Below are 19,997 nucleotides of genomic sequence, written 5' to 3' on the forward strand. Positions count from 1 at the left end.
AATCAACCAATTATCAATACAAACAGTGAATACACTCAGTTATAAAACCATCTCCGCTAACAAAGAGACGGTGCAAAAAGACTGGGTTGTGATTGACGCAGAAGGACAAGTGCTGGGTCGGCTGGCCAGCCAGGTTGCCTTCATGATTCGCGGCAAACACAAGCCGAATTTTACACCACACGTTGACTGCGGAGACAACGTGATCATTATCAATGCTGACAAGATCCGTCTGACCGGCAAGAAACTGACAGACAAAGTGTACGTACGTCACACTGGTTACCCTGGTGGTCAGCGTTTTGCTACGCCACGTCTGCTGTTGGAAAAACATCCGGAACGTGTACTTGAGCACGCTATTCGTGGCATGTTGCCTAAAAACCGTTTAGGCCGCCGGTTGTTCACAAACCTGTATGTTTATGCCGGAGGTGAACACCCGCATGCAGCTCAGCAACCTAAAGAAATTAAATTCTAACAGGCGCAAAACACATGGAAAGAATTAATGCCATTGGTCGCCGGAAAACAGCTGTGTCTCGTGTGTACATGACAGCTGGTAACGGAGCCATCACGGTAAACGGGAAAGACTACAAGCAGTACTTCCCTTCTGAAGTTCTTCAGATCATCACAAACCAGCCCTTTGCTACGATCAATGGTCTGGGCGCATACGACGTGAAAGTAAACGTTCGTGGCGGTGGTGTTACTGGTCAAGCCGAAGCCACTCGCATGGCAATCTCACGGGCTCTTTGCGAAGTAAATGCAGAGTTCCGTCCTGCCCTGAAGAAAGAAGGCTTCCTGACACGGGATTCCCGTATGGTTGAACGGAAAAAATACGGTCGTGCTAAGGCCCGTCGCCGGTTCCAGTTCTCTAAACGTTAATCACCGGAATGAGCAAACGATCTTTTTAACAGATAGATTGGTCCTGTTCATTCTGAATTAAGTATTAAAAAATCGTCCAGACCGCCCTTAGATGTTGCCGACGGGTGGTGCTGCGTAACTAATTTTCAAAATTTCAATTTCACTAACAGAAAATGGCACAAGTGGAATATAAAGACCTACTCGACGCAGGTGTGCACTTCGGTCACCTTACGCGTAAGTGGGATCCTCGTATGGCTCCGTACATCTTCATGGAGAAGAACGGTATCCATATCATTGACTTGAATAAAACGCTCGCGAGCCTGCAGGAAGCTCAAAACGCGATTCGTGGTATTGTTCGTTCAGGCCGTAAAGTGATGTTTGTGGCTACGAAAAAGCAAGCTCAGGAGATCGTTGCTGAAGAAGCACGTCGTCTGAAAATGCCATACGTTACGGATCGTTGGTTAGGTGGTATGCTGACTAACTTCGCGACTATCCGCAAGTCGTTGAAAAAACTGCAGACTATTGAGAAAATGTTGAAAGACGAAGCGACTGCCGGTAACATGGCAAAGCGTGAGCTTTTGACGCTGACTCGCGAAAAAGATAAGCTGGAACGCGTATTAGGCGGTATCACCGACCTGACTCGTTTGCCGGCGGCACTGTTTATTGTTGATGTGAAGCGGGAACATATCGCCGTTGCAGAAGCAAAGCGCCTGGGTATCCCGGTTTTTGCAATGTGTGATACGAACTCGAATCCGGATTTGGTTGATTTCCCCATCCCGGCTAACGATGATGCTTATAAGTCAATCGCTCTGATCACGCTTGCTATGGGTAAGGCTATTGAAGAAGGCCTTATGGAACGTAAGCAGGATAAAGATGATCAGCGTTTGCAGGAAGAAGAAGAAGCAAAACGTGCTGAAGATGTTCGTCAAGCTGCTCAACCTGTAGCTGAAGCTTCTGAAGGTTCAGAAACTGTTGCTACAGAGCAGGGAGAATAATCTGAGTTTACCGATACAGGCATCTGAGAATAATATGCCTGTATCGTAAACTTTTGAGAATAGCCCGTAGCCAGCCGCTATGGGCTATTCCATTATAATTTAAAGCCTATTGTTGGCTTATTGTTAATTTCGACAATTTATTATTTTATAAAACTTAATATGGCAATCACCGCAGCAGACGTTAACAAACTTCGGCAAGAAACCGGAGCCGGTATGATGGACTGTAAGAAGGCTCTGACCGAAGCAGACGGCGATTTCGAAAAAGCAAAAGAGATTCTGCGTAAGCAAGGTCAGAAAATCGCTGATAAGCGTGCTGACAATGCTACGGCAGAAGGTGCTGTTTTAGCACAGGTAAGCGAAGATGGCAAGAGCGGTATCGTTGTCGCTCTGGCTTGCGAAACTGAACCGGTTTCTAAGGTTGCTGATTTCCAGTCACTGGCAAAAGCGACTCTGGAATCTGCTGCCGCATCAGGCGCTACTACCAAAGATGCATTATTAGCTGTTACTCAGGCCGACGGCCGCACTTTGCAAGAGCACATCACTGATCTGATGGGTAAAATCGGTGAAAAAATTGATGTGGTTTCTTTCGAGGTTGTATCAGCGGATCAAGTGGTCGCTTATATTCACTCAAACGGCAAATTAGGTGTATTGGTAGGCCTTGTGAATACAAACGGCACAGACGTATCTGAAGTAGGCCGTGACGTAGCTATGCAGGTAGCCGCTATGAAGCCGGTTGCCATCGATAAAGACGGCGTTGATGCCAGCATCATCAGCCGTGAGATCGAAATCGGTAAAGAGCAGGCTCGTGCAGAAGGCAAACCAGAAGCCATGCTTGAAAAAATTGCTATGGGTAAACTGAACAAATTCTACAAGGAGAATACCTTGTTAAATCAAGAGTTTGTTAAAGATAACTCATTGACTATTGCTCAGTTACTTGACAAAACAAGCAAAGGTTTGACTGTTTCTGTATTCAAACGTGTTGCTATCGGTTAAATAAATATAACATCTTTATTAGTATACGAAAGCCCGGACTGACTATCAGTCCGGGCTTTCTTTTTGAAAAAGAGATAACTAATATTGACAAACGTTAATATTTTTAATATTTATGAAAAGAATATAGGAGCGTGGCGTTACTTTTTGAATGAATTTTTGTCTTATAGGAGAACTTGTCCTATGAAATCATACACTGACGAAGAACTGGTAAAACTGTACGTAGAGACACAACGAAATCAATATTTCGAAGTGCTGTACAGCCGCTATTGTGATAAAGTTTATCGCAAATGCTTATCCTTTACAAAAGACCCTGCAAGGGCCGAAGATTTCACACACGATATATTCCTGAAGCTAATTGTTAAGTTAGGTGGCTTCAAGGAACAGTCGAGATTTTCTACATGGCTATATTCAGTAACTTATAATCACTGTATGGACCATGTACGAAGTAAAAAAAATGTTGAAGTCCTGGTTGATGACGATCATGAACGATTGTTTAACTACAGCGATGAAGACAATGATCTGGATCTCTCCGAGATGTCAATCCAGGGCCTGCGGAAAGCTATGGAGAAAATGACGACTGAAGAGCGAAGCCTGCTCCTGCTCAAATATCAGGATGATGTAACAATCCGGGATATGGCTGAAATTCTCAATCTGACAGATAGTGCCGTCAAAATGCGTCTGAAACGGGCAAAAGACAAACTGAAAAAGCGATATTTAGAAAGCGTTGTATTTGGAATTTTAGTAACACTAAGATGGATTTCGTCGAAGTTCCCAGTACGATGGTTCTAAAATGATAGAAAGTGTATTCAAACAGCTGGAACCTGAAGACAGCTGCCCTGCCCATCTAAAAACAGAAATCATTTCTGAAATAGATTTGATCCGGAATGCTTTGCAAGTAGTTGAACTGTTTGCCGGAGACTTCTTTGGCGTTTTATCTGTTTTAGCAAATTCTCAGGAAGACGCCTAACCTAAACGCCTTGAAAGATGGAAAAACTACCCAACCTGACAGAAATCTTAATTAATACCTTTCGTACACTCATTAATCAGTTTGTTGATTTTGTTCCAAAATTAATCGGAGCTATTGTCGTCCTGTTTATTGGTGTTTTAGTTGCCAGAGTGTCCTCAATCGTTGTAAAGAATGTCTTAGGGCGTGTTGGCTTTGACAAAATAGGTGATAAACTAAATGAAATTGACTTCATAAAACAGCTACAGACAGAAATAAAGCTTAGTGAGATTGTTGCCAAAGTGCTGTATTACTTTATTCTGCTTGTATTTATCACTGCCGCTACAGAAACCTTAGGTGTCAAAGCTATTTCAGATATGGTTTTGTCGCTGGTAAACTTTATACCTAAAGTAATTGCGGCAGCGATCATGCTCCAGATAGGTGTGCTGGTGGCTGATGCCATGAAGAAGGCCGTAATCTCTATTTGTCAGACATTCAGGATTGCGTCTGGTAAGTTGTTGGGAATGATTGTGTTTTTCTTCTTCCTGATTATTACCATTATCAGTGCACTTGGTCAGGCAGGCATCAACACCGAGTTGTTGGAGTCCAGCTTTAATCTGCTGATTGGTGGAATCATATTTGCGTTTGCTGCCGGCTATGGCTATGCTTCAAGGGATGTTATGGCCAATATCCTGTCATCATTTTACTCTAAAAATAAATTTAGCGAAGGCCAGACCATTCAGATTGATGACGTAAAAGGAGTGATCACAAAAATGGATAATACATCAATTACCCTTAAGACTGATGCAGCTACGTCGGTTTTTCCGCTTCAGGCGCTCCAATCAAAACGGGTTGATATATTTCCTGAACTAACGGATAACGTAACAGAACAGTTGTTAAAATGAAGCTTTTTTACCCATCAATTACCCTACTCATACTTGCGCTTTCTTCTATAGCGAATGCACAAACATCACCGGTTATTACAACAAATTTTGCCGATACATTGAGTGTCAGAAAAGATACCACCTACTGGCAAAAGTCATTTGCGGGTGGTCTTAATCTCAATCAGGCATCGTTTAGTAACTGGACCGGAGGAGGCATAAATTCAATCGCACTAAGTACAGTCGTAAATGCCCGTGCACTTTATGAAAAAGGCCTGACATCATGGGATAACACAGCTGATCTACAGTTAGGCTACGTAACGCAGCGGGGCGATACCCGTAAAGCAGCGGACCAGATTTTTATTAATTCGGTCGTAGGTCATAAGCTGACTAAAAAAATGGAGTTATTCGGTTCCGGTACGTTTAATACGTTTTTTGCGCCCGGTTATCGATATGACAAGCTGGCAACAGATCAGAAACGTTTACTTGTATCGAACTTCCTGGCACCTGCTCAGATAACGCTTGCCTGGGGCGCTGCTTTCCGCCCGAATGACTGGTTTTCCCTTCGTCTGAGTCCATTTTCTCCGCGTTTAACTATAGTTAATGACGCTGATGTGCGCGTAAAGCAAGTAAATGGTATCTATGTAAAGGACCCGAATGTAGCCGCTTTTGGCGTCGATCCCGGTAAAACAACACGAATGGAGTGGCTGGCACTTCAGTTGCAGGTTGCTTTAAATAAAAAATTGGGTGAAAATGTAAGCCTCAATGCTCGCTACCAATTGTATGCAAATTATAAGAATCTAAATGCTATCGATCATCGCTTAGATGCTGTACTAACGGCTAAGGTAAGTAAGTACCTGAGTACAACACTTGGCCTGATTTTACTGTATGACAAAGACTTTGCCGATAAATTACAAATCCAGCAGACACTGGCAATCGGACTTTCCTACAACATCAGTACATTCCGAAAAAAATAGCATTGCTTTCGCTGATTTATTAAATAAGTCTATAACTTACCAACCGTTCCATAGTAACTTAAAACCTTGAAAAACTATGCTTAAAGAGTTTCGTACTTTCATGGCACAAGGCAATGTGCTGGATCTGGCGGTTGGTGTGATCATTGGCGCTGCCTTCGGAAAAATTGTTAATTCGCTGGTTGAGGATGTTATCAACCCTATATTGGGCCTTATTCTGGGCAACGTTGATTTTAGCGAGATGAAAGTTGTACTGAAAGAGGCCGCAGACGGCCAGGCCGAGGTAGCGATACGGTATGGCAACTTTCTCAACCAGGTAATTCAGTTTGTTATTCTGGCATGGGTAATTTTCCTGATTGTAAAGGCTGCCAACAAAATGAGGCTATCAAACTCAATGGCTCCGAAAGAATAGTAGTTATTACCTGATGATAAAAGCCCTGTCTTTTCGACGGGGCTTTTTTATTTACATTAATTTTGATGCGCATTTAGCCTGATCGGCTATTTAGTGCGCATTACAGTCATCGGTGTATCGTATAGTCAGGTATGGAAAAGCAGAAATTGGTTATTCTGGGCGGTGGAGAAAGTGGAGTCGGGTCTGCCTTGCTTGGAAAAGCGAAAGGCTACAGTGTGTTTTTATCTGATCGTGGATCTCTGAAAGATTCATACAAACGTGCATTAGAAGAAGCTTCCATTGATTTTGAAGAAGGAACCCATACTAAGACACGCGTTTTAGAAGCTGATATAGTTGTAAAAAGTCCGGGTATACCTGATACGGTACCGTTAGTAGTTGAGTTAGTTCAGGCTGGTATTCCGGTAATTTCAGAGATTGAGTTTGCTGCCCGGTATACGAAGGCCAGACTGATTGGTATTACGGGTAGTAATGGCAAGACTACGACAACGTTACTCACCTATCACCTTTTAAAAGAGGCCGGTTTGAATGTTGGCTTAGCCGGTAATATCGGCGATAGCTTCGCAAAGCAGGTTATCGACGACCAATTCGATTATTATGTTCTTGAACTAAGTAGCTTTCAGCTTGACGGGATGTTCGGAACGCATCTGCATACGGCAATTTTATTGAATATTACGCCTGACCACCTTGATCGGTATGCATATACGTTCTCAAATTATGTAAATTCCAAGTTCCGTATTCTACAGAATATGACTCCGAATGATCACTTTATCTACTTTGACGACAGTGAAGTCATTAAAGATGGGCTTACCAGCCGTTCTGTTGATGTTAAAAAACTGCCTGTTTCGCTGTTAAATAGAGTTGCCACCGGCGGATACCTGGTAAATGAGACGTTAGTTGCATCAATTGATGGTACATCACCCTTAACGATTGATGTAAATCTGCTGCCATTAAAAGGCAAACACAATATAGTAAATATGCTGGCTGCTTCATTGGCTGCTTTAACAGTTGGCGTGAAACCAGATGCTATTGAACAAGGCCTGATGAGCTTTAAAAATGCAGCGCATCGTCTTGAGCCTGTAGCCGTAATTAACGGTGTTCAATTCATTAATGATTCAAAAGCAACAAACGTTGATTCGGTGTATTATGCGCTGGAAAGCATGACGGCTCCAACCATCTGGATTGCCGGTGGTCAGGATAAAGGTAATGACTATGGGCAACTGGATGAGCCGGTGCGGCAAAAAGTAAAAGCATTGATCTGTTTAGGTAAAGATAATCAGAAACTGATCAGCTATTATACCGGAAAAATACCGGCTATCACTGAAACACAGGATGTCAGTGATCTCGTTCAGAAGGCATTAACGTGGGCTGTACCGGGTGATGTGGTGTTGTTATCACCTGCCTGTGCGAGTTTCGATTTATTCAGAAACTATGAAGACCGGGGAGACCAGTTTAAAGAAGCCGTCAAAAAAGCAGCCAAGGCAAGTGCGGGGAAGTAATTAAATAGTAGCGTAAGAGCTGGATAACGCAAGAACCATATGACTTTCTCGATTGGAGACTGGTTAAAAATTAATCTGAAAGGCGATCGCCAGATTTGGTGGATTGTACTGTTTTTGTCTATCATGAGTGTTCTGGTAGTCTATAGCGCCACGGGGACAATTGCGTTTCAGAAAATGCAGGGGAATACAGAATCGTATCTGTTTAAACACTCATCACTGGTTGTGGCGGGGCTCGTGTGCATGTATTTTGCCCATAAAATTAACTATGTCTATTATGCACGGCTGTCGAAGTTTGGCATGTGGCTTTCAGTTCCGTTGCTTTTGTGGGCCTATTTCAAAGGCGTAAATGCAAATGATGCTTCCCGCTGGATTACCATCCCAATCATTAATCAGACTTTTCAGCCCTCGGATTTGGCTAAACTATCATTGATTGCTAATCTGGCGGCTATGCTGGCTAAAAGGCAGCGGGTAAAGTATGAACCCAAGGTACTGGTTAATATGATTGGCTGGATTGGTATTATCTGCGCCCTGATTATCCTGACCAATACATCAACAGCCTTGCTATTGGGTGTAACCTGCTTTCTGCTCATGTTTATCGGACGGGTACCTTTTTCTTACCTGATGGGCATGGTTGTTTTCTGCGTCGTAGTCGGAGGGCTTGCGCTGGCTGTCGGGCAACGTTTACCAACGGCCATAAACCGTGTAAAAACATTTTTTGGGGATACCCAAAAGCAAAAGCGGAGCAAAGCTGATGAAGCTGAGGCGAAGCGCCAGCTTTTTCAGAGCCACCAATCCTTTATTGCTTTAGCCAACGGCGGGCTTCAAGGCCAGGGCCCGGGCCGCAGTCATCAGCGAAATACACTTCCCCACCCTTATTCTGATTTTATATTTGCCATTATTGTCGAAGAATACGGCTTGTGGGGAGGAGTGCTTACCGTTGCTGCCTATGTCTGGTTGCTGGCTCGTGGTATGCGCGCCATGCGAATAAGTACGCGTCCTTTCGGCGGATTATTGTCCGCGGGACTAACATTTAGTTTAGTTTTGCAGGCTATGGTAAATATGGCTGTAGCTGTTGGATTAGTTCCGGTGACGGGACAACCGTTACCGTTATTGAGTATGGGTGGTACATCATTGATCTTTACTGGAATCGCGATTGGTATCGTTATCAGCGTTAGCAAGGATGAAGTAGATGAGAGTAAAATTTAAACAGCTGATTCAGAGCAAAAAAGCATAGCAATTGCATGAGAGTAATCATAAGCGGAGGTGGTACAGGCGGGCATATTTACCCTGCTATTGCCATTGCCAATGAACTGAAATCAATCAATCCATCAACAGAAATTCTTTTTGTTGGCGCAGAAGGAAAAATGGAGATGGAAAAGGTACCTAAAGCAGGCTACTCAATTATTGGATTGCCGGTAGTAGGTATAAGAAGAGAACTTACTGTTACTAATCTGGTTTTTCCCGTCAAATTAGGGCGTAGTTTGTTAAAAGCAAAGGCCGTAGTCAGTGACTTTAAGCCGGATGTAGTAGTTGGTGTCGGGGGCTATGCCAGCGGACCTGTCTTATTATCCGCTTCGCTGGCCGGAATTCCAACCTTAATTCAGGAGCAAAATTCGTATGCCGGATTGACCAATAAAGTATTAGCCAGATGGGCAAAAAAAGTCTGTGTGGCTTATCCGGAAATGGATACTTTCTTTTCGGCCGATAAAATAAAACTTACCGGCAATCCGGTGCGTAAAGACATTCAGTTTGCCGATCAGCAGGTTGATACAGGAAGACAGTTCTTTGCCTTAAAACCAGACCTGCCCACGGTATTGGTGATTGGTGGCAGCCAGGGAGCCAGAACATTAAATGAAAGTATAGAACAGGGTATATCTGCCTTTGTTAAGGCCGGTATACAGGTACTTTGGCAAACGGGCACCGGCTTTATTGATCGTGCCCGGATGGCTGTTGCTGAAGCAAAAACGGATTTGATCAGGCCTTTTGACTTTATCTACGAAATGGATAAGGCTTATGCCGTAGCCGATGTCGTAGTGTCAAGAGCCGGCGCTCTGTCAGTTTCTGAGCTCTGTCTGGTTGGCCGGCCGGCGATTCTGGTGCCTTTGCCGACGGCCGCCGAAGATCATCAGACAAAAAATGCAATGAGCCTGGTTGAACGAAATGCAGCTTTACTTGTCAAAGATCAGGTAGCCCGTACTGAATTAGTGCATAAAGCAATTCAGCTTTTAGGAAATAATGCTAAATGTGCTGAGTTAAAACATAATATTAAGCAATTAGGTAAACCAAATGCTGCACGTGAAATTGCAGAGGAGGTAATCAGATTAGCCAAATGAGTCTGGATACGATAAAGTATGTTTATTTCTTAGGGATTGGCGGGATCGGAATGAGCGCGTTAGCCCGGTGGTTCGGTATTAACGGATTTGAGGTTGCCGGTTATGACCGGACTCCGACCGCTTTAACAAAAACCTTGCAAGAAGAAGGAATGTCTATTCATTTCGAAGATGACATTGATTTAATCCCGGAACATTTTCTGGCTAATCCTCATGAGACGCTGATCATTTATACGCCTGCTATTCCGAAAACACATCGGGAGCTACTATATCTGACCGAAAACGGATTTACGCTTCAAAAGCGGTCACAGGTATTAGGTTTGTTAGCAGGGCAGATGCGTACAGCAGGCATTGCCGGGACACATGGAAAAACCACGACGTCGTCAATGGTCGCTCATATCCTCCGGGTGGCGCAGGTAAACAGTGCTGCATTCCTCGGAGGTATTACCCAAAATTACGGAACCAATTTCTTATTGAACGAACCGACAGAAGATTTAAAATCGGTCGTTTGTGTAGTGGAAGCGGATGAGTTTGACCGGTCTTTTCTGACCCTTTATCCGAATATAGCCGTGGTAACATCAACGGATGCAGACCATCTGGATATTTATGGGGATAAAAATGCCGTCCTGGAATCATTCAGTGCCTATGTGAGCCAGATTGAGCCGGAAGGTGTTCTGTTTCAGAAAAAAGGCTTGTTGCTAAAAGATAAAACAAAGGCAACTGTTTATGAGTATTCCCTGCACGAAGGTGATTACTTCAGTAAGAATCTGCGTATAGAGGATGCCCGGTTTGTTTTTGATTTAGTGTACCCTGGCGGTGTCATTGCATCCATCAAAATGATTGTACCCGGGTTCCATAATGTAGAAAATGCAATTGCAGCTGGTGCTGTAGCTCTTGCATTAGGAGTCGGACCGGATACAATCTGTGAAGCGTTAAGTACGTATCGTGGTGTAAAAAGACGCTTTGAATACATTGTTGAGACGGATGCTCACGTGCTGATTGATGACTATGCCCATCATCCGGCAGAAGTAGACGCTTTTTTGACATCCGTTAAGGCATTATACCCGGACAGGGAGCTAACGGCGGTTTTCCAGCCGCACTTATTTACCCGAACACGGGATTTCGCCCCGGAGTTTGCGCAAAGCCTGTCTATTGCTGACAGCGTATTTTTGCTGGATATTTATCCTGCGAGAGAATTACCAATAGAAGGCGTTACGTCTAATATTATCTTTGCGGAAATTACTGCAGAAAAGAAGCAATTATGTAGTAAAAAGGAGTTGCTAACGATCGTAAAAAGTGAAAAGCCTTCACTTTTAGTGACAATAGGTGCGGGAGATATAGATCAAATGTTACCAGATCTAAAGGATATATTAACGAGCCAATAGATAAAAATATTGGTCTCCTTACTTAGCTTATTTACAGATGTTTTCTACATTTAAGCTAAAACCAGGCTATTTGTTCACTTTGGCGGGAATTATTGCACTTTTTTTTCTGATCGCGTTTACCGAAATAAAACAAGAGCAGAAGACCTGTAAATCCATTGTTATTGAGTTTACAGATGAGAGTGTAAAACGGTTTATCACAAAGCGTGACATAAAAGGGTATCTGACCAATCAGGGCACAGACCCTATTGTTGGAGAACCATACAGTAGCTTAGATTTTAGAAAACTGGAAAAGCGGCTGTTGCAACACGGATTTATAGAAAAATGTCAGGTATCACGTGACCTTTTCGGAAACTTAATAGTCACTATAACTGAGCCCGTTCCGGTTGCACGACTTTTGACCCTCGATGGCCGTAACGGCTATGTTGAGGGAAATTACGTGAGTGAAGCCGGTACGTTTTTCCCGGTTTCAATGAATTATACGGCCAGAGTACCTCTTTTGAAAGGAACGTATTTTAGCCACAGAAGTACATTAAAGGATTCGTTGAGTCAGCCAGTACTGGATTTGCTGATAGCACTCAAAGAGGATCCTTTTTGGCGTGCGTTAATTACTGAGGTATCGGTTGATGAGGTACGTAATGTCATTATGTGGCCGCAGTACGGCAGTCAGCAGTTTGAACTTGGTCAGCCGACAGACATACCGATGAAGCTCGAAAAACTGAAGTTATTTTATAAACACGTTCTTTCACTGAAGGACGCTGAAGGATATAAGCGGGTAAATGTTCAATACCGTAACCAAATTGTGTGCGAATGACAACGTTGATGGATGATAAGATCGTGGTAGGGCTCGACATCGGCAGCACAAAAATCTGTGCCGTTGCCGGGCGTATGGTTCGTCATAAAGATCACGCAACTCTTGAGGTTTTAGGTGTTGGGAGAGTGGAGTCGGAAGGAGTTGCAAAAGGGGCTGTCGTTAATATTAACAGAACTGTTGAAGCAATTAACCGGGCGATTGAAGAAGCCGGTAACCAATCGGATATTGACATTGGTGCGGTTAATGTCGGCTTTAGCGGTAAAGATATTGAAGCCCGTAAACAAAATGGAAATATTACGCGGAGTTCGCCGGGAGATGAGGTAACCTCGCTGGATATTGATCATTTATTGGGTGATATGTACCGGAATCCGGTTTCTCCGGGTAAAGAAATTGTGCATGTATTGCCAATGGATTTTACCGTGGATAATGAACCCGGAGTCGAAGATCCGGTTGGTAGAAACGGAGTGAAGTTAGGTGCTGAATTTCAGATAATTACGGCTCCTGTGGCTGCTGCTATTAACATACGTAAGTGTTTGGAGAGAGCGTCAGGTGGTTTACAGCGGGAGCAGATCCTGCTTTCACCGCTGGCTTCCGGAATGGCGGTTTTGACGGAAGATGAAAAACGGGCAGGTGTAGCCCTGGTTGACATTGGCGGAGGGACGACTGATATTGCTATCTATCACCGGAATGTACTCAGGTTTGTTTCTGTATTGCCATGGGCAGGCCGGAGTTTGACCGATGATATTGAGGTAGGCTGTAAGGTACTGCCTAATCAGGCAGAAATACTGAAAACCAAATTCGGGACAGCCGATCCGACGGATTATAAATTCAATGAGGTTGTTTCCGTACCCGGATTAGTAAACCGGCCACCCAAAGATGTGTTGCTCAAGAACGTCTCAATTATAATTGAAGAACGGCTGAAGGAACTGGCTGCACTGGTGCAGGCTGAAATTGTTCGGGCAGGCTATGAGCATAAACTGCTTGGTGGTATTGTCCTGACAGGAGGAACCGCATCGACGCCAGGTATTGAGCGGGTGTTTAACCGTGTGACGGGTATGGATATTCGTATCGGCTATCCTGATCAACTGGAACGGAATGCCCGTGCTGATCTGGTCAGTGATCCGGCTTATGCAACTGCTTTAGGGCTGGTCTGGGCCGGATTTAAGCAAGTTGATGAGCGTATTTCCTTTTTCAGTGACCCGGGCCGCGTGGTTGTGGAGGAGCCGCCGAGAGTTACGGCGCCCACCCCGAAACCTGCACCCAAAGAGAAACCAAAAGAACCGCCAAAGCGCGGACTTTTTGGCGCAATACGCGATTTTTTGACGGGTGATAACTATAATCCGGACTCAGATCGCTACGAATAACAAGTAGAAGAAAGATAATGTCAAATGTTTGACAGAACATTAACACTTAAAATAAAGGGTATACGCCATTATTGATATATGCTGGATCACGGATATACATTTGACATCCCAAATGATAATCTCCCGATTATTAAGGTAATCGGGGTTGGGGGCGCTGGTAGCAACGCGGTCAAGCACATGGTCGAAATGGGCGTAGCTGACGTTGAATTTGCCATCTGTAATACAGACCGGCAAGCGCTTTTGAGTAGCCCTGTAAAGACAAGAATTCAGCTTGGGCAGGGTTTAGGAGCTGGTACGGATGCCGAGGTCGGCAGAGAGTCGGCACTGAGCAGTATCGAGGAATTGCGGAACCTGCTCCGGGAGCCAATCAAAATGGTATTTATCACGGCCGGTATGGGTGGTGGTACGGGTACTGGTGCTGCTCCGGTAATTGCTGAACTGGCCCGCGAAATGGGTTTGCTGACCGTTGCGGTTGTAACGGCACCTAACCGATACGAGGGACTGGATAAAAAAGAACAGGCAATGCGGGGTATCGAAGCATTAAAGAAAAGCTGCGATACAGTTTTAGTTGTACTTAACGATAAACTTGCCGAACTTTATGGTAAGTTACCTATGCGGAAGGCATTTGCGCATGCTGATAATGTACTGGCAACGGCCGTAAAAAGTATTGCCGAAATTATCACAACCCGTGGTGATATCAATGCGGACTTCATGGACGTTAAAAAAGTCCTTGAAAAAGCAGGACAATCCGTAATGGGGGCTGCTGAAGCAGAAGGTGAAGACCGGGCATTGCTGGCTATTCAGAATGCCCTGAATTCGCCGTTGCTGAACGACCGTGATATCCGTGGTGCCAAGCGAATTCTGTTGACAATCGCTTCCAGCGAAATCGAAGAATATGAGGCAACTGTCGATGAACAGGAAATAATTGCCAATTATATCATCGAAAAAATCGGCTCGGAAGCCCGTATGTTTAAACTGGGTGCCATCTTCGACAAGAATCTGGGACCTAAACTGCGGGTAACGGTTATTGCCGCCGGGTTTGATACAAACGGAGAAATCAGCCTGCCGGTACCACCGCCTACCCCGGCTGTAGAGCCGGAGCCAGAACCGGAGCCCGAAAATGTTGCTGAATTTGAAGAAGCTGTTGTTACTGAGTCAACCCCTGCACAGGTTACGGCTCAGGAGCCTTCGCCTGTCAATCTGCAACATAAGCCCGTCAATGGTCATCCCGTTATCGATTTGTCAGGTGTTAAACAGCCGGCAACAATAACTAACGGAGGAACAACTATTTATGTGCCACAACCGGCACCTAAAGTGAACGTTGTTCCACAAGAACCTGTTCTGACGGATATATATGTGTCAGAAGAAAAGCAGGAAGTAAACGAACAAATTCAGCGAATGCTGGGCGTGTTTATCCAGGCCAAAGGCCGTTATCAGGACTTTGATATGGATTCGCCGGCTTATCTGAGACATAAAGTGGTATTACACGATATGATGCTGGTACCGGATCATGAACTGATCAGAGTACGGCTCAATGATTAATAACGATTAACGTAGCGGGTAAAACAGAGAGTAGCGGGTAACAGGAGCTGGGCGTTAAGCATCGGCTCCTGTTCTTTTTATAGCCAGTCTAAAACGCAATCAGTTGCTTTATCTGCGAATGCAGTAACTCGTTATATAAATCGTGTTCAAGCTTTCCATCTTTCCAGTAGGCACGGATCTGAGCCAGTTTAACACGCAATGCCAGCGTATTTGAGCCTAAATAGCTGAAAATATCATTGAGGTGGCTAAGCGCCAGGGCCCCGCCCTGATGACTGGCAGACAGACCGACAAGCGCCATTTTTTTGTTTGCCAGCCCGCTCGGATAAGTCATACCGTCAATGAATGATTTCAGCACACCCGGATAGGAGTTATTATACTCCGGAACAATGAATACCATTTTGTGGGCTTGCTCAACAACATCTTTAAACCGGTTAAAAGCAGGGTTTTTGCCGGTATGCTCATATAAGGCGGTTGATGTAAAATCTGCGGGAAGGCCGCTAAGGTCCATAATAACGCTATCGGCATGATAGGCCGTCAGCAGGCTATGGTAGTAATCAGCAATTTGTCGTGAAAGTGAATTACGGCGGTTGGTTCCGACGATAATCAGAATGGTCTGATCAGTAATCGGATGACTGTCAAAATTGTCCATGTTACAGTAAAGACCCCAAGCTATGAATTAATCTGTACCTGACTTGTTACTTTTGCTCTCATAACAAGCCATTGTCGAATAAGTTCGGGAAAATCATGACGGCAGAATACGTTAAAGAAACAATTTTTGATCTGATGCAGCCGGAACGGGCAGAATTGATCGCCCGTTTTTTTAAAACCGGCCCCGGCCAGTATGGCGAGGGTGATCAGTTTCTGGGACTGACAATGCCTCAGCAACGGGAGATTGCCCGTCAGTTTGCGGATTTACCCTTCACAGAAGTGGAAAAGCTGGTAAAGGACCAATACCACGAGTGCCGGATGGTGGGGCTGGTGATCTGGGTAAATCAGTTCCGTAGCCGGGCAACGAGTTCATACGGTAAAGAAGCAATTTACATGGGCTATCTCGAACACCGGGCCCATATCAATAACTGGGACCTGGTCGATGTTACCTGCCCGACCATCGTCGGCGGCTATCTGCTTCATAATGACCGGTCGGTATTATATGAATTAGCAGCCGAACAGAGTCTGTGGAGTCAGCGGATGGCTATCATATCTACGCTGACCTTTATCCGCAAGGGGCAATTCGGAGACACCTTTGCGCTGGCGGAACAACTGCTCTCCCATCAGCACGACCTGATTCATAAAGCCATTGGCTGGATGCTGCGCGAAGCGGGTAAGAAAGATGAGCTGGCGCTGGAAGAATTTCTGACCGATCATATCCGCCAGATGCCGCGTACGGCCCTTCGCTACGCCATCGAACGTTTCGATCCGAAGCGCCGGAAGGCGTTTCTGGCGATGTAGTGAGACTGATCTGCTGTGGATATAACAAACGCGGCTGGCATCCCTGCCAGCCGCGTTTGTTATCTTGATCTGAACCTTTCAAAACACTATCGCTTTGCCTGCGTCAGCAACGGCCGTTGCGCGGATGGCTGGGGCTGATAAGCCCGGATGGCCTGCTGATTGATACCAAACAGCAGCGTATTGCCGACACGTAATACGCGCCGTACGTCGCCCGTTAGCCGGAAACCGGATTGGGTCTGCGGAATGGCTGTAAAACCGCCCCGCCCGTCGCCTTTCAGGAGCACCCCGTAGTTTGCGTCGGCACGGCCGAAACGCAGCCGCACCTGGTTCGTATTGCCGCATAACAACAGGTCTTTGTGTCCGTCCTGATCGTAGTCTAGCGACGTGGCGGTGAAAACCGGCGACACCTGAGCCGCAAGTGGCAGCGCTTTTTCGGTCAGCTTACCGGACCCATTGCTCATAAAACAGACTGTCCGGAGCTCATTGGCCGTTAATTTCGACGCATCCTTTAACTCCTCGCTGGTGAAAATATCCGTCATCGTGGCATTCGAATAGCTGTCGTAGTTGGTAAACCGGTGACGCAGCATACCTACCTGGTCAAGCAGTTCATCGCGGGTAGGATGCGGGTAGCTTTTTCCCTGAATGTAAAAGCATAGAATAGGGTCGACCTTTCCATTTTTGTCAAAGTCTTTGTAAATCAGTTCGGCCGGCTCCTGATCGCTCGCGCGGCATTGCGCATTCAGGCCGTGATTGCCTGCCACCAGATCCGGCCGGCCGTCGCTGTTCAGGTCATCAACCAGGAGCGTATTCCACCAGCCCTGATAAGGTTTATCGAAGTAGGTTCTTGTCTGGTCGGCAAGCTGGTTATTGGCCCAGCCAAGGACGGTTACCGGCATCCACTCGCCTACCAGTACCAGCTCGGCTTTGCGGTCATTGTTCAGGTCGGTCCAGGCGGCGTCGGTAACCATGCCGATGCTGGCAAGCATGGGGGCCAGTTTTGCCGTCTGGTCCGTAAACTGGCCTTTGCCGTTATTAATCAGCAGGTAACTGCGGGGCGTTTCCGGATAGCGACCCGGCACCACTCGCCCGCCAACGAACAAATCGGGTTTGCCGTCGCCGTTACAATCAGCGGCGCGGATACAGCTTTTGCTGGTAAGCATGGCCGGTAAGGCATTCGGGCTTGCCGTAAACTGGCCTTTCCCATTGTTCAGGTACAGATGGTCCTGAAGCCTCGGATCATTAGGCTGAAGGGTACCGTATCCGCCGCTACATACGTACAGATCAGGAAATCCGTCGGCATTGGCGTCGAAGAAGAGCGCGTCGGTATCCTGTCCGCCTTTATTGGCCTCAAACGCGGGTTGCGCCAGTTTGCGGAACTGATGATCCGGCTGCTGAATGAATAAACTACCTGCCTGTCCGGCGTTTCCGCCTACAAAAACATCCTCCAGCCCATCGCCGTTTACATCGGCTTTGGTCATGGCCGGACCGTTGAACGACTGGGCATTAACCAGCAGAATCTGCTGCTTGAAATCGTTGGAAGGGTCAACCGGATCCGTATAGGCTACCGGTGATTTAGTTTCGCTGAAAAGCGGCTGTACGGCCGGTAGGGCCTGATAAACTGTCCGGGCGTCTTTTTCCTGCAAGGTCAGCAACTGGTCGGCCTTTACGTTTTTGAGGAGTTGCTGTTTCCCGCTTGGCCAGACAATCCGCAGAGAGTCGATAACCGGATTGTTGCCCAGACCAAGGTGCATTCGTGGAGAAACGCTGGACTGGTAGCCACGGATCGGCATTTGCTCAATGTATTGCTGCCGCCCCGCCTGGTAGGCCGTTACTTTTGCACCGATGCCCTGGGTGTTGCCTCCCAGGCCCACTAGTTTGACCGACAGGTAATGGTGTTTGCGTTCGCGGCTGGTTTCGTTCTGGAAAATAAAGGCCGGCTGATTGGTATTGTTCACAATCAGGTCCAGATCGCCGTCATTATCCAGGTCAGCGTAGGCAGCACCGGTACTGTTTGATGCCTGATTGAGGCCCCAGGCTTGCCCGACATTTTCGAAGCGGACCTGGGCCGATGAATCTGCACCCTGGTTACGGAACATGTAATTGAGCACGTTCGACGCCGGAATTTTATGCACCAGCTCCAGAACATCTTCGCGGCTGAAATTGGCCGGACGATTCTGCATGTAGTCTGTCATGTACTTCAGGAAGTCCTGATTGGTGTAATCGCGGACATAGCCGTTGGTGATGAAGAGGTCTTTCCAGCCATCATTGTCGTAGTCGGCCAGCAGCGGCGACCAGCTCCAGTCGGTATTTGAAATGCCTGCCATCTGTCCTACTTCGGCGAATAAAGGCGTACTGGTTGCCTTGCCGGTCGTTGGTTCTGCGCCAAGGTTAAGTTGCAGCATATTGCGCATATGCTGGTAATGGAATCCCGACGAAACGGCCAGGTTAAACTTGTCGTAGTTATCCGGTGCCATCAACAGTTTCTGCCGCCGGTTATCTTCGGGAAGCATGTCGAGGGTAAAAATATCGGGGCGGGCGTCGTTGTTGACATCGGCCACGTCGTTACCCATCGAAAAATGCGACGTATGGCGGATGCCAGCCTTTAGCTGATTCGTAAAGGTAGGGCCGTTGCCATGGTCGTCATGGTTGTTAATGTACAGATAATCAGGAATGGTATAGTCATTGGAGATATAAAAGTCCGGCCAGCCGTCGCCGTTAAAATCCGACACGCCCAGGCCCAGACCGTAGCTTAACACCGAGCTGCTGATACCGGCTTTTTCCGTAACGTCATCAAAATGATTCCCCATGTTGCGCATGAGCCGTACCCCGATTTCCGGATTGCTGCGCTGCATGAGAGCTGCCGTTGGGCCAGGGTCCAGAACGGGTAATAACCGTGGGTTATGATTGAGCAGAAACAAGTCCAGGTCACCGTCGCGGTCGTAGTCAAAAAAGGTCGCCTGAGTTGTTTGTCCCGGCAGCGCCAGGCCCCATGCCATGGTCTGATCCGAGAAGTGGGGCACACCCTGCGAGTCATTGCCTTCGTTGATGAAGAGCTGGGGCGTTCGTTTGTAAGGGGGCATGCTGCCCGAATAACAGACAAATATATCGAGCCGGCCGTCTGCGTTAACATCGGCCATAGAAACGCCGGTACGCCACGGTCCTTCGCGCCCGGCCACGCCGGCAGCATTGGTTATATCGGCAAATTTCATCTGGCCCTTATTCAGGTAGAGCTGATTCGGGACCATGTTGCCGCTGAAATAGATATCGTCTAATCCGTCATTGTTCAGGTCACCGACGGCTACCCCTCCCCCGTTGTAGAAATACTCGTATATCAGCACGTTAGTGTTTACGCCTTCAGTCAGGTTGTTGGCGAAGGTGATACCGGTTTGTTCCGGAGACAGGGAGGTAAACAGAGGCGATGTATTATCGGATGACTGATCGCTGGAGTGACAGCCAACGAGGCCGGACGCAAGAAGCAGCAGGCCTGCACAAATACGGATTTTCACAAGAAATGAGCTTAGTATAGTACTGATCAACAAAAATAGGGTGGTTGAGTCAGGCAAAAAAATGATG

Annotated in this window: 19 protein-coding genes; 17 read left to right on the top strand and 2 right to left on the bottom strand. The window is 46.4% G+C overall.

All coding sequences use genetic code 11. The features are described 5' to 3' along the window. Positions 1 to 25: 25 nt before the first annotated feature. From rplM to ftsZ, 16 genes are all read left to right on the top strand, one after another. Positions 26 to 469, top strand: coding sequence for a 50S ribosomal protein L13 (gene rplM / locus BLX24_RS20690; RefSeq protein WP_071505111.1), 444 nt, complete (start codon positions 26 to 28; stop codon positions 467 to 469). A gap of 14 nt (positions 470 to 483) precedes the next feature. After that, entirely contained in the window at positions 484 to 870 is a 387-nt protein-coding gene (rpsI, locus tag BLX24_RS20695; RefSeq protein WP_071505112.1) for a 30S ribosomal protein S9, read from the top strand. A gap of 152 nt (positions 871 to 1,022) precedes the next feature. Next, on the top strand, positions 1,023 to 1,844 hold the full coding sequence (gene rpsB / locus BLX24_RS20700) for a 30S ribosomal protein S2 (protein WP_071505113.1): 822 nt from the start codon (positions 1,023 to 1,025) through the stop codon (positions 1,842 to 1,844). Between the two features lie 159 nt (positions 1,845 to 2,003). After that, the gene (gene tsf / locus BLX24_RS20705) at positions 2,004 to 2,837 is read left to right on the top strand and encodes a translation elongation factor Ts (protein ID WP_071505114.1); all 834 of its coding nucleotides are present in this window, start codon (positions 2,004 to 2,006) and stop codon (positions 2,835 to 2,837) included. Positions 2,838 to 3,017: 180 nt separating this feature from the next. Next, positions 3,018 to 3,626 (top strand): RNA polymerase sigma factor, encoded by a 609-nt coding sequence (locus BLX24_RS20710; RefSeq protein ID WP_071505115.1) that lies wholly within the window; start codon positions 3,018 to 3,020, stop codon positions 3,624 to 3,626. 1 nt (position 3,627) lies between these two features. Beyond that, on the top strand, positions 3,628 to 3,804 hold the full coding sequence (locus BLX24_RS32770; protein ID WP_177225882.1) for a hypothetical protein: 177 nt from the start codon (positions 3,628 to 3,630) through the stop codon (positions 3,802 to 3,804). A 17-nt stretch (positions 3,805 to 3,821) separates the two neighbouring features. Continuing rightward, positions 3,822 to 4,685: a mechanosensitive ion channel family protein gene (locus BLX24_RS20715; protein WP_071505116.1), complete on the top strand. Its 864-nt coding sequence runs from the start codon at positions 3,822 to 3,824 to the stop codon at positions 4,683 to 4,685. Then, positions 4,682 to 5,638, top strand: a complete 957-nt coding sequence (locus BLX24_RS20720; protein WP_071505117.1) for a DUF3078 domain-containing protein — start codon at positions 4,682 to 4,684, stop codon at positions 5,636 to 5,638. The genes BLX24_RS20715 and BLX24_RS20720 overlap by 4 nt, the downstream gene beginning before the upstream one ends. Before the next feature lie 76 nt (positions 5,639 to 5,714). Continuing rightward, complete coding sequence (gene mscL / locus BLX24_RS20725; RefSeq protein WP_071505118.1) at positions 5,715 to 6,047, top strand: large-conductance mechanosensitive channel protein MscL; 333 nt, start codon at positions 5,715 to 5,717, stop codon at positions 6,045 to 6,047. Positions 6,048 to 6,178: 131 nt separating this feature from the next. Beyond that, positions 6,179 to 7,543: a UDP-N-acetylmuramoyl-L-alanine--D-glutamate ligase gene (murD, locus tag BLX24_RS20730; protein WP_071505119.1), complete on the top strand. Its 1,365-nt coding sequence runs from the start codon at positions 6,179 to 6,181 to the stop codon at positions 7,541 to 7,543. 39 nt (positions 7,544 to 7,582) lie between these two features. Next, positions 7,583 to 8,749 (top strand): FtsW/RodA/SpoVE family cell cycle protein, encoded by a 1,167-nt coding sequence (locus tag BLX24_RS20735; RefSeq protein ID WP_071505120.1) that lies wholly within the window; start codon positions 7,583 to 7,585, stop codon positions 8,747 to 8,749. Between the two features lie 35 nt (positions 8,750 to 8,784). Further along, positions 8,785 to 9,876: an undecaprenyldiphospho-muramoylpentapeptide beta-N-acetylglucosaminyltransferase gene (gene murG, locus BLX24_RS20740; RefSeq protein WP_071505121.1), complete on the top strand. Its 1,092-nt coding sequence runs from the start codon at positions 8,785 to 8,787 to the stop codon at positions 9,874 to 9,876. Further along, positions 9,873 to 11,258 (top strand): UDP-N-acetylmuramate--L-alanine ligase, encoded by a 1,386-nt coding sequence (gene murC / locus BLX24_RS20745; RefSeq protein ID WP_071505122.1) that lies wholly within the window; start codon positions 9,873 to 9,875, stop codon positions 11,256 to 11,258. Before murG ends, murC begins: the two co-directional genes overlap by 4 nt. Before the next feature lie 37 nt (positions 11,259 to 11,295). Beyond that, complete coding sequence (locus BLX24_RS20750) at positions 11,296 to 12,069, top strand: cell division protein FtsQ/DivIB (RefSeq protein WP_071505123.1); 774 nt, start codon at positions 11,296 to 11,298, stop codon at positions 12,067 to 12,069. Further along, the gene (ftsA, locus tag BLX24_RS20755; protein WP_177225883.1) at positions 12,066 to 13,433 is read left to right on the top strand and encodes a cell division protein FtsA; all 1,368 of its coding nucleotides are present in this window, start codon (positions 12,066 to 12,068) and stop codon (positions 13,431 to 13,433) included. Before BLX24_RS20750 ends, ftsA begins: the two co-directional genes overlap by 4 nt. Before the next feature lie 78 nt (positions 13,434 to 13,511). Beyond that, the gene (gene ftsZ / locus BLX24_RS20760) at positions 13,512 to 14,975 is read left to right on the top strand and encodes a cell division protein FtsZ (RefSeq protein WP_071505124.1); all 1,464 of its coding nucleotides are present in this window, start codon (positions 13,512 to 13,514) and stop codon (positions 14,973 to 14,975) included. A gap of 88 nt (positions 14,976 to 15,063) precedes the next feature. Here the strand turns inward: ftsZ and BLX24_RS20765 are convergent, their stop codons facing one another. Then, positions 15,064 to 15,624, bottom strand: coding sequence for an NADPH-dependent FMN reductase (locus BLX24_RS20765; protein ID WP_083422091.1), 561 nt, complete (start codon positions 15,622 to 15,624; stop codon positions 15,064 to 15,066). Positions 15,625 to 15,719: 95 nt separating this feature from the next. Between BLX24_RS20765 and BLX24_RS20770 the strand changes: the two genes are divergently transcribed. Further along, positions 15,720 to 16,424 carry a DNA alkylation repair protein gene (locus BLX24_RS20770; RefSeq protein WP_071505125.1) on the top strand — a complete coding sequence of 235 codons (705 nt, stop codon included), beginning with the start codon at positions 15,720 to 15,722 and terminating at the stop codon, positions 16,422 to 16,424. Between the two features lie 86 nt (positions 16,425 to 16,510). Here BLX24_RS20770 and BLX24_RS20775 read toward each other — a convergent pair whose 3' ends face one another. Next, complete coding sequence (locus BLX24_RS20775) at positions 16,511 to 19,930, bottom strand: VCBS repeat-containing protein (protein WP_071505126.1); 3,420 nt, start codon at positions 19,928 to 19,930, stop codon at positions 16,511 to 16,513. Between the last annotated feature and the right edge of the window lie 67 nt (positions 19,931 to 19,997).

It is taken from the genome of Arsenicibacter rosenii (assembly GCF_001870735.1).
Classification (GTDB): domain Bacteria; phylum Bacteroidota; class Bacteroidia; order Cytophagales; family Spirosomataceae; genus Arsenicibacter; species Arsenicibacter rosenii.